The sequence below is a fragment of the Streptomyces sp. NPDC048481 genome, from assembly GCF_043200075.1.
Taxonomy (GTDB): domain Bacteria; phylum Actinomycetota; class Actinomycetes; order Streptomycetales; family Streptomycetaceae; genus Streptomyces.
Genome location: NZ_JBICXC010000009.1, coordinates 54,530 through 70,155, shown reverse-complemented (window position 1 = coordinate 70,155; position 15,626 = coordinate 54,530). Strand labels below are relative to the sequence as shown.

16 protein-coding genes are annotated in these 15,626 nt (G+C 73.1%); 9 read left to right on the top strand and 7 right to left on the bottom strand.

The window, feature by feature from the left end:
• The first annotated feature begins 1 nt into the window (after window position 1).
• From ACGFSH_RS25165 to ACGFSH_RS25150, 4 genes are all read left to right on the top strand, one after another.
• Window positions 2-1,111: a thiamine ABC transporter substrate binding subunit gene (locus ACGFSH_RS25165; RefSeq protein ID WP_393352431.1), complete on the top strand. Its 1,110-nt coding sequence runs from the start codon at window positions 2-4 to the stop codon at window positions 1,109-1,111.
• Entirely contained in the window at window positions 1,087-2,763 is a 1,677-nt protein-coding gene (locus ACGFSH_RS25160; protein ID WP_393352429.1) for an ABC transporter permease, read from the top strand. Before ACGFSH_RS25165 ends, ACGFSH_RS25160 begins: the two co-directional genes overlap by 25 nt.
• Window positions 2,763-3,785, top strand: coding sequence for an ABC transporter ATP-binding protein (locus ACGFSH_RS25155; protein WP_393352428.1), 1,023 nt, complete (start codon window positions 2,763-2,765; stop codon window positions 3,783-3,785). The genes ACGFSH_RS25160 and ACGFSH_RS25155 overlap by 1 nt, the downstream gene beginning before the upstream one ends.
• 90 nt (window positions 3,786-3,875) lie before the next feature.
• Complete coding sequence (locus ACGFSH_RS25150) at window positions 3,876-4,712, top strand: maleylpyruvate isomerase family mycothiol-dependent enzyme (RefSeq protein WP_393352426.1); 837 nt, start codon at window positions 3,876-3,878, stop codon at window positions 4,710-4,712.
• A gap of 79 nt (window positions 4,713-4,791) precedes the next feature.
• Here the strand turns inward: ACGFSH_RS25150 and ACGFSH_RS25145 are convergent, their stop codons facing one another.
• The 7 genes from ACGFSH_RS25145 to ACGFSH_RS25115 all read right to left on the bottom strand — a co-directional run bounded on the left by ACGFSH_RS25145 (window position 4,792) and on the right by ACGFSH_RS25115 (window position 11,670).
• Window positions 4,792-5,526 carry an LAETG motif-containing sortase-dependent surface protein gene (locus ACGFSH_RS25145; protein WP_393352425.1) on the bottom strand — a complete coding sequence of 245 codons (735 nt, stop codon included), beginning with the start codon at window positions 5,524-5,526 and terminating at the stop codon, window positions 4,792-4,794.
• Between the two features lie 163 nt (window positions 5,527-5,689).
• Window positions 5,690-6,817 (bottom strand): LOG family protein, encoded by a 1,128-nt coding sequence (locus tag ACGFSH_RS25140; protein ID WP_393352423.1) that lies wholly within the window; start codon window positions 6,815-6,817, stop codon window positions 5,690-5,692.
• A gap of 78 nt (window positions 6,818-6,895) precedes the next feature.
• Complete coding sequence (locus ACGFSH_RS25135; RefSeq protein WP_393352420.1) at window positions 6,896-7,315, bottom strand: VOC family protein; 420 nt, start codon at window positions 7,313-7,315, stop codon at window positions 6,896-6,898.
• Between the two features lie 120 nt (window positions 7,316-7,435).
• Window positions 7,436-8,848, bottom strand: a complete 1,413-nt coding sequence (locus tag ACGFSH_RS25130; RefSeq protein ID WP_393352417.1) for a hypothetical protein — start codon at window positions 8,846-8,848, stop codon at window positions 7,436-7,438.
• Window positions 8,830-9,573, bottom strand: a complete 744-nt coding sequence (locus ACGFSH_RS25125; protein ID WP_393352414.1) for an ABC transporter ATP-binding protein — start codon at window positions 9,571-9,573, stop codon at window positions 8,830-8,832. Before ACGFSH_RS25125 ends, ACGFSH_RS25130 begins: the two co-directional genes overlap by 19 nt.
• Window positions 9,574-9,767: 194 nt before the next feature.
• Window positions 9,768-11,132, bottom strand: a complete 1,365-nt coding sequence (locus tag ACGFSH_RS25120; RefSeq protein WP_393352411.1) for an aspartate aminotransferase family protein — start codon at window positions 11,130-11,132, stop codon at window positions 9,768-9,770.
• Window positions 11,133-11,151: 19 nt separating this feature from the next.
• A complete protein-coding gene (locus ACGFSH_RS25115; protein ID WP_393352408.1) occupies window positions 11,152-11,670 on the bottom strand; it encodes an Lrp/AsnC family transcriptional regulator in 519 nt (172 codons plus the stop codon).
• Window positions 11,671-11,835: 165 nt separating this feature from the next.
• Here ACGFSH_RS25115 and ACGFSH_RS25110 point away from each other — a divergent pair, with 165 nt between their 5' ends.
• The 5 genes from ACGFSH_RS25110 to ACGFSH_RS25090 all read left to right on the top strand — a co-directional run bounded on the left by ACGFSH_RS25110 (window position 11,836) and on the right by ACGFSH_RS25090 (window position 15,583).
• On the top strand, window positions 11,836-13,275 hold the full coding sequence (locus ACGFSH_RS25110) for a gamma-aminobutyraldehyde dehydrogenase (RefSeq protein ID WP_329414130.1): 1,440 nt from the start codon (window positions 11,836-11,838) through the stop codon (window positions 13,273-13,275).
• 188 nt (window positions 13,276-13,463) lie between these two features.
• Window positions 13,464-13,856: a sortase-dependent protein gene (locus tag ACGFSH_RS25105; protein WP_393352405.1), complete on the top strand. Its 393-nt coding sequence runs from the start codon at window positions 13,464-13,466 to the stop codon at window positions 13,854-13,856.
• A complete protein-coding gene (locus tag ACGFSH_RS25100; protein ID WP_393352403.1) occupies window positions 13,853-14,566 on the top strand; it encodes a class F sortase in 714 nt (237 codons plus the stop codon). The genes ACGFSH_RS25105 and ACGFSH_RS25100 overlap by 4 nt, the downstream gene beginning before the upstream one ends.
• Complete coding sequence (locus ACGFSH_RS25095) at window positions 14,563-15,060, top strand: RNA polymerase sigma factor (protein ID WP_329414134.1); 498 nt, start codon at window positions 14,563-14,565, stop codon at window positions 15,058-15,060. Before ACGFSH_RS25100 ends, ACGFSH_RS25095 begins: the two co-directional genes overlap by 4 nt.
• On the top strand, window positions 15,044-15,583 hold the full coding sequence (locus ACGFSH_RS25090; RefSeq protein WP_393352400.1) for a hypothetical protein: 540 nt from the start codon (window positions 15,044-15,046) through the stop codon (window positions 15,581-15,583). The genes ACGFSH_RS25095 and ACGFSH_RS25090 overlap by 17 nt, the downstream gene beginning before the upstream one ends.
• Window positions 15,584-15,626 lie beyond the last annotated feature (43 nt).

Genomic DNA, 15,626 nt, shown 5'->3' with positions numbered 1-15,626 from the left:
AGTGCAGAACAAGACCTTCGTGGCCGTGGCCGTCGGGCTCGGCCTGGTCGTGTCGCCCGTGCTGTCCGCGTGCGGGTCCACGGACGGCAAGGGCGCCTCGGGCACGACCGGCTCGACGGCCTCGGCGTCCTCGAAGACGGTCACCCTCGTCAGCCACGACTCGTGGGCCGTCTCCAAGAGCGTCCTCGCCGACTTCGAGAAGCGGTCCGGGTACAAGGTGCGGGTCCTCAAGGACGGCGACGCCGGGCAGGCCGTCAACAAGGCGATCCTCACCAAGGACCACCCGCAGGGCGACGTCTTCTTCGGCGTCGACAACACCCTGCTGTCGCGCGCCCTCGACAACGGGCTGTTCCAGTCGTACGAGGCCAAGGGGCTGGCGCGGGTCGACGGCCGGTACCAGCTGGACGCGAAGAAGCACCGGGTCACGCCGGTCGACTTCGGCGACATCTGCGTCAACTACGACAAGGCGTACTTCGCCGCGCACGAGCTGGCGCCGCCCGCCTCCTTCGACGACCTGGTCAAGCCCGCCTACAAGGACCTCCTCGTCACCGAGAACGCCTCCACCTCCTCGCCCGGCCTCGGCTTCCTGCTCGGCACGGCCGCGAAGTACGGCGACGGAGGCTGGGAGGGCTACTGGAAGAAGCTCAAGGCCAACGGCGTCAAGGTGGTCGACGGCTGGGAGCAGGCCTACAACGAGGAGTTCTCCGGCTCCGCCGGGGGCAAGAAGGCGAAGGCGGACCGGCCGCTCGTCGTCTCGTACGCCTCCTCGCCGCCCGCCGAGGTGATCTACGGCGACCCGAAGCCGGCCACCGCGCCGACCGGCGTCGCGACCGGCACCTGCTTCCGGCAGATCGAGTTCGCGGGCCTGCTGAGCAACGCCGGCAACAGCGAGGGCGGCAAGGCGCTGATCGACTTCCTGATCGGCAAGGAGTTCCAGCAGGACATGCCGCTCAACATGTTCGTCTACCCGGTGGCGAAGGACGCGGCCGTGCCCGCCGAGTTCACCCGGTTCGGGCCCGCCGCCAAGGCTCCCGAGACCATGGACCCGGCGAAGATCGCCGACCGTCGCGACCAGTGGGTCAAGTCGTGGACCTCGCTCGTACTGAAGTAGGCCCGCGCAAGGGAGCCGGCCGGCGGGGCGCGGCGGCCCGGCTCGGCCTGCTGACCGTGCCCGTCGCGTTCTTCGCGGTCTTCTTCGCCTGGCCGGTCGCCGCGATCGTCGCGCGGGGACTCCACGTCGACGGGGCGTGGCGCTTCGGGCGGCTGTGGGACGTGCTCGGGCAGTCCGACGTCCGGCACGTGCTGTGGTTCACCACCTGGCAGGCGCTCGCCTCCACCGCGCTCACCCTGCTGGTGGCGCTGCCGGGCGCCTACGTCCTCGCGCGTCTGGACTTCCCGGGCAGGCAGGTGGTGCGCGCCGTCGTCACCGTCCCGTTCGTGCTGCCGACGGTCGTCGTGGGCACGGCCTTCCTCGCGCTCGTCGGGCGCGGCGGGCTGCTCGACGAGCTGTGGGGGGTGCGCCTCGACACCACCGTGTGGGCGATCCTGCTCGCGCACGTCTTCTTCAACTACGCGGTCGTCGTCCGCACGGTGGGCGGGCTGTGGGCGCAGCTGGACCCGCGGCAGGAGGAGGCGGCGCGGATGCTGGGCGCGTCCCGGCTGCGGGCCTGGCGCACGGTGACCCTGCCGGCGCTCGGGCCGGCCGTCGCCGCGGCCGCGCTGATGGTCTTCCTGTTCACCTTCACCTCCTTCGGGGTGGTGCAGATCCTGGGCGGGCCCACCTTCTCCACCCTTGAGGTGGAGATCTACCGGCAGACCTCCGAGATCTTCGACCTGTCCACGGCCGCCGTCCTGACGATCGTGCAGTTCGCGGCCGTCGGCGCGATCCTCGCCGTGCACGCCTGGACGGTGCGCCGGCGGGAGACCTCGCTGCGGCTGGTGGACGCGGCCGGGACGGCGCGCAGGCCGCGCGGGGCCGGGCAGTGGGCGCTGCTCGCCGGGGTGCTCGCGAGCATCGCCGTCCTGCTGGTCCTGCCCCTCGCGGTGCTGGTGCAGCGTTCGCTGGACGCGCCCGGCTTCGCCTACTACCGGGCGCTGACCCGCGACGATGGGAACGTCTTCCTCGTCCCGTCGATCGACGCCGTCGGCAACTCGCTGCGGTACGCGCTCGCCGCGACCGCGATCGCCGTGACCGTGGGCGGCCTCGCCGCGGCCGCGCTCACCCGCAGGGACGCCGGACGGCTCGTCCGGGGCTTCGACGCGCTGCTGATGCTGCCGCTCGGCGTGTCCGCGGTGACCGTCGGCTTCGGGTTCCTCATCGCGCTCGACGAGCCGCCGCTGGACCTGCGCACCACATGGATCCTGGTGCCGCTGGCGCAGGCGCTGGTCGGCGTCCCCTTCGTCGTGCGGACCATGCTGCCGGTGCTGCGGGCGGTGGACCAGCGGCTGCGGGAGGCGGCGGCCGTGCTCGGGGCGTCGCCCTGGCGGGTGTGGCGCGAGGTCGACCTGCCGATGGTGCGGCGGGCCCTGCTGGTCGCGGCCGGGTTCGCGTTCGCGGTGTCGCTGGGGGAGTTCGGGGCGACGGTGTTCATCGCCCGGCCCGACAACCCGACGCTGCCGGTGGCCGTCGCACGGCTGCTCGGCCGGGCCGGGGAACTCAACTACGGCCAGGCGATGGCCCTTTCGACGATTCTGATGGTGGTGTGCGCGGTGGCCCTGCTGGTGCTGGAGCGGCTGCGGACCGACCGGGCGGGGGAGTTCTGATGCGAGCGCTCGAACTGGAGCGGGCCACCGTGCGGTTCGGCGGCCGGGCCGTGCTGGACGCCGTCGATCTGGCCGTCGCCGAGCACGAGGTGGTGTGCGTGCTCGGGCCCAGCGGCAGCGGCAAGTCGACGCTGCTGCGGGCCGTGGCCGGTCTTCAGCCCCTGGACGCCGGGCGGGTCTCGCTCGACGGGCGCGACCAGGCCGGGGTGCCCGCGCACCGGCGCGAGCTCGGGCTGATGTTCCAGGACCACCAGCTGTTCCCGCAGCGCGACGTCGGCGGCAACGTGGCCTTCGGCCTGCGGATGCAGGGCATGCCCCGGGCCCGGCAGGGCGAGCGGGTGGCGGAGCTGCTCGAACTCGTCGGGCTGCCGGGCGCGGCGAGGCGGGCCGTGGCCTCGCTCTCCGGCGGCGAGCAGCAGCGGGTGGCGCTGGCCCGGGCCCTCGCGCCGCGCCCCCGGCTGCTGATGCTCGACGAGCCGCTCGGCCAGCTCGACCGGTCGCTGCGCGAGCGGCTTGTCGTCGAACTGCGTGAGCTGTTCGACCGGTTGGGCACCACCGTGCTGGCCGTCACCCACGACCAGGGCGAGGCGTTCGCGCTGGCCGACCGGGTCGTGGTGATGCGGGACGGCCGGATCGCCCAGTCCGGGACGCCGCTCGACGTCTGGCAGCGGCCGGCGGACGCGTTCGTGGCCCGGTTCCTCGGCTTCGACAACGTCGTGGAGGCCACCGTGACCGGCGAGGTCGCGGTCACGCCGTGGGGCAAGACGCAGGTGGCGGCAGGGTCCGCCCAGGGGGCGCGCACCCTGCTGGTGCGGCCGGCGGGCGTGCTCCTGGGCGACGCGGACGACGGGCTGCGCTGCACGGTCGCCGCCCGCACCTTCCGGGGCACGCACGTCGCCCTGCACCTCCAGCCGGAGGGCGCGCCGAGACTGGAGGCGGCGTGCGCGCTGCGCGACGCCCCCGAGGTCGGCAGCACGGTGGGGGTGTCCTTCGACCCGGCCGAGACCGTGGTGCTGGACTGAGGCGCCCCGGCCGAGACCGTGGTGCCGGACTGAGCCGCCGGGCCGAAACCCGGATGCCGTGCTCAACCGACGGCGCCTAGGGTGCTCGCTGTGACTGTTCTCGCGCATGACCGGTATTGTGACGAAATCGCCCTTCAGGTGGATGAGTTGCGGGCGGTGGTGACCTCCGGGGCGGATCTAACGGCGACCGTGCCGACCTGCCCCGACTGGTCGCTGGAGCAGCTCGTGCGGCACATGGGCGGCGCCCTGCGCTGGGTGGACGCGCTGGTGCGGACGCGGGCGCGGGAGAACGTCCCGGACGAGCGGATCCCGCTGCTCGGCGGACCTGACCGCGAGGGCGATCCGGCGGCGCTCGACGCCTGGCTCGCGCGGAGCGGGGAACTGGTCGTCGGCGCGCTGCGCGAGGCCGGGCCGGACACGAAGGTGTGGAGCTGGGCCGGAGTGCCCGACAGCGGGTTCTGGGCGCGCCGGATGACCCACGAGATCACCGTGCACCGCGCCGACGCCGCGCTCGCCGCCGGACTGCCCTACGAGGTCGCGCCGGACGTGGCCGCCGACGCCGTGGACGAGTGGCTGCAACTCGTGCGGTGGACGCAGTGCAACGAGCCGCACGCGACGGCCCGGGAACTGCTCCTCGCGGACGGCACCCTCCACCTGCACGCCACGGACGCGCCAGCCGAGCCGGGGGCGGTGCGAGGCGCGACCGGCGAAGGCGCGGCCGGGGCGTGGGGAAGAGTGGTCGAACTCACCGGGCGGGGCGTCGAATGGCGCCCCGGCCACGAGAGGGCGACGGTCACCCTGCGCGGCCCGCTCACCTCCGTGCTGCTCGCCTTCTACGGCCGGCTGCCGCTGGACAGCCCGGAGCTGGAGGTCCTGGGCGAGCGCGGCCTGCTGGAACTGTGGGTGGAGAAGGCGACTTTCGGCTGACGCGGACGCGGGTGGGGCCCGCCCCCCGATGCGGGGCGGGCCCTCCCTGTGTGCCGTGCGCGGCGCGCGGCCGTTCGGGTCAGCGGTGGCTGGCCCCGCGGCGGCGCATCCCGAAGAAGACCGCTCCGCCGCCGACGACGACCAGAGCGGCGGCGATGCCGACGATCAGGCCGGTGTTGGAGTTGGCGCCGGTCTCGGCGAGGTTGGACTCCTGCGCAGCGGGCGAGGGGGCGTTGCTCGCCGGGGCCGGGGGCGCGGCGCTGTCGCCCGCCGAGTCGGAGGGGGCCGGCGAGGAGGTGGCCGTCCCGGCCGGCGGCGACGCGGTCTGCGACGACGGCGTGGAGGGCGTCGACGACGGAGACGAGGACGGGCTCGTCGTCGGGGTCGTCGTGTCGTCGGCCTGGCAGGCCTTGGACGGGGTGGTCACGTTCGGGGCGATGTCGGCGTCGACGAGCGTCTTCTTGCCCTTGACGGCCACGACGTGGACCCGGTACTCGGCGTTCGGCTCCCAGTCCTCGGCGAAGGAGACGGTGACGCCCTTCTTCGAGCCGGTGACGGTCTGCTCCTTGCCGACCTGGCGGAGGTCGGCGCCGTTGTTCTCGAGGAAGACCGTGACGACGGCCGGGACGCCCGTGGGGTCCTTGTCGGTGACGGTGATGACGCCCTTGGCGCCGTCACAGGCGGCGGCGGCGGAGAACTCGGATATGTCGCAGGCCAGCGCGGTGCCGGCGGCGCTGAGCGCAAGGGCCGCGGAGGCGGCGGTGACACCGAGCATGCGCACCGAACGAGCGGCGGTACGGCGGGAAAGGGACACGTTTGTCCTTTACGGGAAGCGCAACTGCGGGGGGTGGAGGGGGAGATGGCGCCCCCGGGTGAGCCGAGTGCGTCACCATCCCCAGCAGACTCACAGGTCTATAAGCGTTTCATAAGCACTGTCAATGTCGCGACCCCCGCGAGCGGTTGGCTTTGCCTGCTTATTAACCACTGAGACGTTTCAGGGCCTCCGGAGCCTCCTCGATCCGGTCGACGAGGGTGATGCGGGACTCCATCGACCGCTCCCGGGCCAGGGACTGAAGGAGCGGCCAGGCGGGCAGCCGCCGCGTCCAGTGCGCCCGGTCCACGAGGACCATCGGCGTCGGCTCGCCCCGCGACTCGTAGTAGTTGGGCGTCGCGTTGTCGAAGATCTCCTGGACGGTCCCCGCGGCGCCCGGCAGGAACACCACGCCCGCGGTGCAGCGGGCCAACAGCCCGTCCTCACGAGTGGCGTTGGAGAAGTACTTGGCGATGTGCGCGGCGAACGGGTTCGGCGGCTCGTGACCGTAGAACCAGGTGGGCACGGCGACCGAGGGGCCGCCGCCGGGCCAGTTCGCGCGGACCTCGAAGGCGGTCCGCGCCCAGTCGGTCACCGAGGGCGTGAACCTCGGGGCCTTGGCGAGGATCCGCAGGGCCTCGGTGAGCATTCCCGCGCTGAAGGGCGCCGCGTACGCGCCGAGGTTGGCCGCCTCCATGGCGCCCGGCCCGCCGCCGGTGGCCACCGTCAGTCCGGCGCGGGCGAGTTCACGGCCGAGCCGGGCCGCGCCCGTGTACTCCTCGGTGCCGCGCGCCATCGCGTGACCGCCCATGACGCCCACCACCCGTTGCCCGGCGAGCAGTTCGTCGAGCGCGTCCGAGACGGCGTCGTCGTGGATCGAGCGCAGCATGGAGCCGAAGATGTCGCCGTCCCCCTTCGTGCGCTGGAACCAGGCGTACGTCAGCGCGTCCGGGGTCGCCTCGTACCCCTCGTCGAGGGAGGCGAACAGCTCGTCCGGGGAGTAGACATGGCCGCGGTAGGGGTCGAAGGGCAGGCCCGGCACGGGCGGGAAGACCAGGGCGCCGCAGGCCCGGACGCGGGCGGCGGCCGCCGGGTCCATCGGGCAGCCGAGGAAGACGGCGCCCGAGGCGTCGAGGGAGAGCAGAGCGTCCGTACGGTCCGTCAGGTCGACGGACTGGACGCGGAAGTGGGCGAGAGAGCCGTGGGCGGCCACCACCTCGTCGAACTCGGCGAGGGACTCGATCTCGCGGTCGGGGGAACCGTCGAACGGCTGGGCGGGTGTCGTCGGATGCACCCGCCCATGCTAGGCACCGTCGGACCGGCGCCCCGGGCCGTTCGCCGTTCTGGTCCGGTCCGGACGGTGTGGCGCCGGTCAGGCTTCGACGGCCGACGGGTCCATCCAGACGATCTCCCAGGTGTGGCCGTCGAGGTCGTCGAAGGAGCGGCCGTACATGAAGCCGTGGTCCTGGGTCTCGCCGCTCGGCGAACCGCCCAGCGCGAGCGCCCGCTCGACCAGTTCGTCGACCTTCTCGCGGCTCGGCGCGCTCAGCGCGATCAGCACCTCGCTGGTGGTCGTGGCGTCCGCGATCTCCTTCTTGGTGAAGGTCGAGTAGAACGGCCTGGTGAGCAGCATCGCGACGATCGTGTCGCTGATCACCACGGAGGCCGCGTTGTCGTCGCTGAACTGCGGGTTGATCGAGTAGCCCAGCTCCGTGAAGAACTTCTTCGAGGCGTCGAGGTCGTTCACGGGAAGGTTCACGAAGATCATCTGCTGGTGGGCGGAGGTGCTCATCTGGTCTCTCCCGGGGGATCGCTGTCGCCGTGTGCGGTGTCGAGGGGTGGACCGGGTGGCCGCGCGGAACTCATCGGAGCCGGAGAGATTTTTTCCGGGGAGGCGCGGAACGGGGAGGGTTCAGCGCATCAGCGGGAGGGCGGCCAGCTCGGCCACGAGCAGGGTGAGCGGGACGAAGAGCGCCAGCAGGGCCGCGGTGCGCAGGGCGGCGGCGCTGCGGAGCGTCTTGGCGGGGGCGCCGAGCCGCAGGAGGGCGGCCGTGGTGTCGGCACGGCACTGCCTGGCCTCCACGGCCGCGGTCAGCAGCGTGGCGAGCGTGCAGCCGGCCACGACCACGGCGCCGAGGGTGGTGAGGGGACCGAAGGACGGGTCGGCCGGGTCGTACAGCCGGGCCATCGTGTACGCGCCGGAGCCCACCGCGCAGACCACGCCCAGCGGGCGGCCGATGCGGGAGGCCTCCTGCATCAGCCCGCGGCCCGCGAGCAGACGCAGGGCGCCGGGGCGGGCCGCCTGGAGCAGCCGGCCGCACAGGTGGGTGAGGCCGGGGCCGGCCAGCGCGAGCCCCACCGCGGTGAGCGTCCAGCCGAGCAGGACGGCGGCGGGCCCGGTGGGCAGGCCGCCGGGCAGGGGGAGCCCGCCGACGTCGGGGCCGCGGCCGGCGTACGCCTCCACGGCCAGACCGACCGCCAGCAGGGCCGTGCCCCAGGGCAGGGCGGTGGGGTCGGGGGCCGGGACGTCGCGGGCCGGGGGGACGTCCTGCCGCGCGGAGCCGTTCACGGCGGCCGGGACCGTCTCGCCGGGGCCGCCGTCCGCCGGGGCGGGGAGCGTGCCGTCCGGCGCGGACGGCACGTCGTGCGCGGCGGAGGCGGGGGCGGGAGCCGTTGCGGCGGCGCGGCCGGCGAGGGGCCGGACGGCCCGGCTGCCGAACCTGCCGTACGCGCCGAACGTCTCGCCCGGTCCCGTCGTCGCGTACGCACCGAACCGGCCGAACATCCGCGGCGCGGTCCGGGCCGCGACCCGGGTGTCGCGCGGGCGCAGCATGAGCACGACCGCGATCGACGAGGACAGGGGTGCGAGGGCCAGCAGGGTCAGGGCGGCGGGCCACGGCAGGGGCCGTCCGGCCGCCAGGAAGTCCCGGGCCGCCCCGTCGAAGGGCATGCCCGTGAGGTCGCCGCGCAGATGGAGGAAGAACAGCAGCGCCAGCATCGAGCCGAGCAGCGTCGACAGGGCCGTCGTCGTCGCGGAGACGGCCATCAGCCGGGCCGGGCCCAGGCCGATCGCGGCGAGTCCGGGGCGGGGCCGGGTGCCGGGGTCGGTGCGGGCGACCGCCAACGCCAGGTGGACGGTCGCGGCCAGCGGGACCAGGCACCAGGCCAGCCGCAGCGCGGAGGCCGCCGGGTTCTCGGGGTGGGTCAGGGCGTGGCCGAGAGTGCTCAGCAGGAGGAACCCGGTGCCCGCCGACGCCGCCGCGACCAGCAGCCGCCGCAGTTGGACGGCGGGACGGGCGGCGCGGGTCAGACGGAGAGCGAGCACGCCGCCCCCCGGCCTTCCGACTCGGCGACCGGGGGCAGGTGGACCGTCTTGACCCGGCGCCCGTCCAGCAGCGGCACCGTGCGGTCGGCGAGGGCCGCCGTCTCCGCGTCGTGGGTGGCGAGGACGACCGTGATGCCGTGCGAGCGGGCGGCGGTGGTCAGGGTGCGCAGGACGTGCGCCCGGTCCGCCCGGTGCAGGGGGGCCGTCGGCTCGTCCGCGAACAGGACCGAGGGGGCCGGGGCCAGGGCACGGGTGATGCAGACCCGCTGGCGCTCGGCCTGGGTCAGCTCGTGCGGACGGCAGCGGGACCGGTCGCCGATGTCCAGGCGTTCCAGCCACTCCAGCGCGGCGGCCTTGGCCCGGCGGCGACCGGTGCCGCGCAGCATCAGGAGCAGCGCCGCGTTCTCCCAGACGTTCAGTTCGGGGACGAGGAGCGGCACCGGGTCGATCCAGCCGAAGCGGTCGCGGCGCAGCCGTTCGCGGGCCGTCGGACCCATCGTGTGCACGGGCACGCTGTTGAACCAGACCTCGCCGCGCCGGGCGGTCGTCAGACCCGACAGACAGCGCAGCAGGGTCGTCTTGCCGCTGCCGCGCGGGCCGCTGACGGCGAGGATCTCGCCCTCCCGCACACCCAGCGAGACTCCGGCCAGCCCGGGGGAGCCGTCGGGGTGCGAGAAGTGCAGGGAGCGTGCCCAGAGCACGTCGTTGTCCGGCGGGGCCTCCATGGGCGTACACCTCGGTTCAGATCTGTGGTTCCCGTGCCGATCCCCCGACCGGGGGAACGAAGGCAGGGCCGATCGGTCACTGGCACGCTAAGGAGGCGAGCGGGGGCATCCGGACAGCACGCGGCCCCGGGCCGCCGTTTCTCACTCGAACGGTCGACGCCGGGGCCGGTGTTGATCAGCTGATCAGGCTGACGTCACAGCTTCGTCCACGCCTCCGTGAGCGTGGCGCGCAGGATCTGCTCGATCTCGTCGAAGGTCTCCTGGTCGGAGATCAGCGGCGGGGCGAGCTGGACGACCGGGTCGCCCCGGTCGTCGGCACGGCAGTACAGGCCGTTGTCGTAGAGCGCCTTGGAGAGGAAGCCGTACAGGACGCGCTCGGTCTCCTCGTCGTTGAAGGACTCCTTCGTCGCCTTGTCCTTCACCAGCTCGATGCCGTAGAAGAAGCCGTTGCCGCGGACGTCGCCGACGATCGGCAGGTCGTGCAGCTTCTCCAGGGTGGAGCGGAAGGCGGCCTCGTTGTCGAGCACGTGCTGGTTGAGGCCCTCGCGCTCGAACAGGTCGAGGTTGGCGAGGCCCACGGCAGCGGACACCGGGTGGCCGCCGAAGGTGTAGCCGTGCAGGAAGGTGTTGTCGCCCTTGTAGAACGGCTCGGCCAGCTTGTCGCTGATGATGCAGGCGCCGATCGGGGAGTAGCCCGAGGTCATGCCCTTGGCGCAGGTGATCATGTCCGGGACGTAGCCGAACTTGTCGCAGGCGAACATCGTGCCGAGGCGGCCGAAGGCGCAGATGACCTCGTCCGAGACGAGCAGCACGTCGTACTGGTCGCAGATCTCGCGCACCCGCTGGAAGTAGCCGGGCGGCGGCGGGAAGCAGCCGCCGGCGTTCTGCACGGGCTCCAGGAAGACGGCCGCGACCGTGTCCGGGCCCTCGAAGAGGATCTGCTGCTCGATCTGGTCGGCGGCCCAGCGGCCGAAGGCCTCGGGGTCGTCGCCGAAGAGCGGGGCACGGTAGATGTTGGTGTTCGGCACCTTGTGCGCGCCCGGGACGAGCGGCTCGAAGGGGGCCTTGAGCGCCGGCAGACCGGTGATGGACAGAGCGCCCTGCGGAGTGCCGTGGTAGGCGACCGCGCGGGAGATGACCTTGTACTTGGTCGGCTTGCCCTGAAGCTTGAAGTACTGCTTGGCGAGCTTCCAGGCCGTCTCGACGGCCTCGCCGCCGCCGGTGGTGAAGAAGACCTTGTTGAGGTCGCCGGGCGCGTGGTGGGCGAGGCGCTCCGCCAGCTCCACGGCCTTGGGGTGGGCGTAGGACCACACCGGGAAGAACGCGAGCTCCTGCGCCTGCTTGAAGGCGGCCTCGGCGAGCTCCACGCGTCCGTGGCCCGCCTGGACCACGAACAGGCCCGCGAGACCGTCGAGGTAGCGCTTGCCCTTGTCGTCGTAGATGTAGGTGCCCTCGCCCCGGACGATGGTCGGGACCGGCGAGTTCTCGTACGAGGACATGCGGGTGAAGTGCATCCACAGGTGGTCGTACGCGGTGCGGCTGAGGTCCTTGGTGCTCACGGTTATCGGGTCCTCACGGTTATCGGGTTCCCCACATGTAGGTCTGCTTCTTCAGCTTCAGGTAGACGAAGCTCTCGGTGGAGCGCACGCCGGGCAGGGCGCGCATGCGTTTGTTGATCACGTCGAGCAGGTGGTCGTCGTCCTCGCAGACGATCTCGGCGAGGATGTCGAACGAGCCCGCCGTCATCACCACGTACTCGACCTCCGGCATGGCGGTCAGCGCGTCGGCGACGGACTCGACGTCGCCCTCGACGTGGACCCCGACCATCGCCTGCCTGCGGAAGCCCACGGTGAGCGGGTCCGTGACGGCGACGATCTGCATCACGCCCTGGTCGAGCAGCTTCTGGACGCGCTGGCGCACGGCCGCCTCGGACAGGCCCACGGCCTTGCCGATCGCGGCGTACGGCCGGCGGCCGTCCTCCTGGAGCTGCTCGATGATGGCGAGGCTCACGGCATCCAGGTGAGGGGTGCTGCCGTTCCTGGACTCGCGGGAGTCCCTGTGCTCTGCGCTTCGACTGGCCACGGCCACACTGTGCACGACGTCTCGACAGTTCCGCAAGGTCGGGGCGATGAAATTCGTCGTTTACGTGTGCGGGATCTGCGGATTCCGCAGCCGTGGCGGGATCGGGGGTGTTGAAAACGTCAGCGCATTGATTAGTGTGGGTGTCTCAGTCAATGGACACCCACATCTGGAGGGCCGGCAGTGAGCACCGAGCTGCGTCGTCTGCGCAACTACATCGACGGTGAGTTCCGGGACGCCGCCGACGGACGGACCACCGAGGTGGTCAACCCCGCGACCGGCGAGGCGTACGCGACCGCGCCGCTGTCCGGCCCGGCGGACGTCGACGCGGCCATGGCCGCCGCCGCCAGGGCCTTCCCCGGCTGGCGCGACACCACCCCGGCGGAGCGCCAGAAGGCCCTGCTCAAGATCGCGGACGCGTTCGAGGAGCGCGCCGAGGACCTCATCGCCGCGGAGGTGGAGAACACGGGCAAGCCGATCGGGCTGACCCGCTCCGAGGAGATCCCCCCGATGGTGGACCAGATCCGCTTCTTCGCGGGCGCGGCCCGGATGCTGGAGGGCCGCTCGGCCGGCGAGTACATGGACGGGATGACCTCGATCGTCCGCCGTGAGCCGGTCGGCGTCTGCGCGCAGGTCGCGCCGTGGAACTACCCGATGATGATGGCGGTGTGGAAGTTCGCCCCGGCGATCGCGGCCGGCAACACGGTCGTCCTCAAGCCGTCCGACACCACCCCGGCCTCGACGGTCCTGATCGCCGACATCATCGGTTCGATCCTGCCCAAGGGCGTCTTCAACGTCGTCACCGGCGACCGGGACACCGGCCGGCTGATGGTCGAGCACCCGGTCCCGGCGATGGCGTCCATCACCGGATCCGTGCGCGCCGGCATGTCCGTCGCCGAGTCGGCCTCCCGTGACCTCAAGCGCGTCCACCTGGAGCTGGGCGGCAAGGCGCCGGTCGTGGTCTTCGAGGACACCGACATCGCCAAGGCCGTCGAGGACATCTCGGTGGCGGGCTACTTCAACGCCGGCCAGGACTGCACGGCCGCCACCCGCGTCCTCGTCCAGGAGTCCATCCACGACGAGTTCGTGGCCGCGCTCGCCAAGGCCGCGTCCGAGGCGAAGACCGGGCAGCCGGACGACGAGGACGTGCTCTACGGGCCGCTGAACAACCCGAACCAGCTCAAGCAGGTGGCCGGCTTCATCGAGCGGCTGCCCGCCCACGCCAAGGTCGAGGCGGGCGGCGAACGCGTCGGCGACAAGGGCTACTTCTACGCGGCGACGGTCGTCTCCGGGCTGAAGCAGGACGACGAGATCATCCAGAACGAGGTCTTCGGGCCGGTCATCACGGTCCAGTCCTTCACGGACGAGGACCAGGCCGTCGAGTGGGCCAACGGCGTCGACTACGCCCTCGCCTCCTCGGTGTGGACCAAGGACCACGGCCGCGCGATGCGCATGTCCAAGAAGCTCGACTTCGGCTGCGTGTGGATCAACACCCACATCCCGCTGGTCGCCGAGATGCCGCACGGCGGCTTCAAGAAGTCCGGCTACGGCAAGGACCTCTCGGGCTACGGCTTCGACGACTACACCCGCATCAAGCACGTCATGACGTCCCTCGACGCGTAACGCCCCGCGGGGCACGCCCCGGACGGGCACGGCGGTCCTGCGCCGTGCCCGTCCGCGCGTGTCCGGGGCGACGGGTGACCGGCCGCCGGCGGAGCCCGCGACGGCTTTGCCATCTCTTTACAACCCGGTCCGTGGCTGCCTCGTCTCTTCGCTCGATCCGTCAACGGACCGACGAAAGAGAGCGACCCATGCGACTCACGCCCCGAACGGGCCTCGCCGCCCTGGCAGTTGCGACCACGGCCCTGCTGGCCGGCGCGGCCCCCGCACTCGCCGACGCGAGCACCCCGACCCCCGTGCCCGGGACCGGCAGCGCCAGCCCGGTCCCGGGCGGCGCCAAGACCGGCCCGTCCAGGGCGACCGAGCCCACCAAGGCGCCCGCGGCGACCGACGCGCCGTCCGACGCCCGGTCCGCCGCGCCGGCCCAGGTCGGCGTCGTCCCGCGCGGAGCGGCCGACACCGGCGTCGCCGAGCCGTCGTCCGACGGCCACGGCACGCTGATCGGCGGCGGCGCGGCCGCGGCGGTCGCCGCCGCCGGCTCCGTCTTCTACGTCGTGCGGCGCCGGAGGGCGACCGGCGCATGAGCCCGCTCTCCAGGCGCGCCCCGGCGCTCGCGGTCCTGGCGGTGCTGCTGCTCGGCGGCTGCACCGCCCAGGGCGACGGACCCGCCGCGCCGTCCGCCGCCACCGCCACGAACGGCACGCACGCCGCCGCGGGCGCGGCCGGCTCCCCGGCTCCGGCCGCCCGGACCGCGCGGCCCCTCGCGCGCTCGGCGCCGGTCGGACTGCGGATCCCGGCCATCGGGGTCGACACCCCGGTCATGCGGCTGGGACTGGCCGCCGACCGCAGTGTGCAGGTGCCTCCGGTCGAGCGGCACGACCGGGCCGGCTGGTACGAGCACTCGCCGACCCCCGGACGGACCGGGCCGTCGGTGATCCTCGGCCATGTCACGGTCGGCCGGTACGGCGACGGGGTGTTCCGGCGCCTGGACCGGCTGCACCGGGGCGACCGGATCGCGGTGCGCCTGGAGAACGGCACGACGGCCGCGTTCGCCGTGACCCGCGTGCGGACCGTCGACAAGGCGGGCTTCCCCACCGCGGAGGTCTACGGGAACGTCGGCCGGCCCGAACTGCGTCTCATCACGTGCGGCGGCCCGCGCACCGGCGACGGGTACCGCGACAACGTGATCGTCTTCGCCGCCCTGGTCCCGGGGGCCGCCTCCGGGGCTTCCTCCGGAGCATCGTCGGGGCCCGGGGCGGCGGGCGACGCGTCGAGCACCGCGGGAGAACGTTGAAACGCCCACGCTCGCGCGAGAGGGCGGCGTCCGAACTGTTCGCCGCCCTCTATCCCCGCCTCGCCGGCTGGTGCCGCCGCCTCGTCGACGACGACGAGACGGCGCACGAGATCGCCTCGGAGGCGTTCACCCGGCTCTGGGCGCGCTGGACGACCGTGTCCGAGCCCCAGGGCTTCCTCTTCGTCACCGCCGCCAACCTGGTCCGCGACCACTGGCGCAAGCTGGAGCGCGAACGCCGGGCCGTGCGCCGGGTCACCGTCGAGGTCGCCGTGGCCCCGCCGGCCGAACAGGCCGACCCGTCGGTACGGATGCTCGTGCAGTCCCTGCCCGACCGGCTGCGCGTGCCGATCCTGCTGCACTACTACGCTGACATGCCGATCCGGGAGGTGTCCGTGCTGACCGGACGCAAGGAAGGAACCGTCAAGGCCGACCTGCACGCGGCCCGCGAACTGCTCCGCGTCCACCTGAGGAGAAGCCTTGATCACACCGGCTGACGACTTCGACGACGGCCCGGACCTCGACCCCGACGACCCCCTGACCGTCATCCTGCGCCCCCCCGCCGGACATCTCGGCCCACCGCCCGGCCGCTACGAGCAGATCCGCCGCGGCGCCGCCCGCCGCCGGACACTGCGCGCCGCGGGGGTCGGAGCGGCGTGCGCGGTCACCGTGCTCGCCGTCCTGCTGCCGCTGCGTGCGACGTCCTCCGACGCGCCCGCGCGCCCCACGACGCCGCTCGCCCCGCCCCCGGTCACCGGCGGTCCGTCGACCGGACCCCGGCCCGCGCCCTCGCTCCCGCCGCAGAGCGCCGAACGCCCTACCAGGGGGGCGGACGCGCCCCATGCCCCCGACACCCCCGCCGACACCGGTCGCACCGTTGCCCCGGGCGCGGACCCCACCGGCCGCTCCAGCCCGACGCCCGTCGCGCAGGACACGACGTCACGCCGGCGTGCGGCGCAGCCGAGCACGCGGTCGAGTGCGCCGTCCACCGCGCCGTCCGCGTCGAAGACGCGCCGCTGAGGCCGATTCACGCACCGTAGCCGTCCGGGCCGACTGCTCCTAC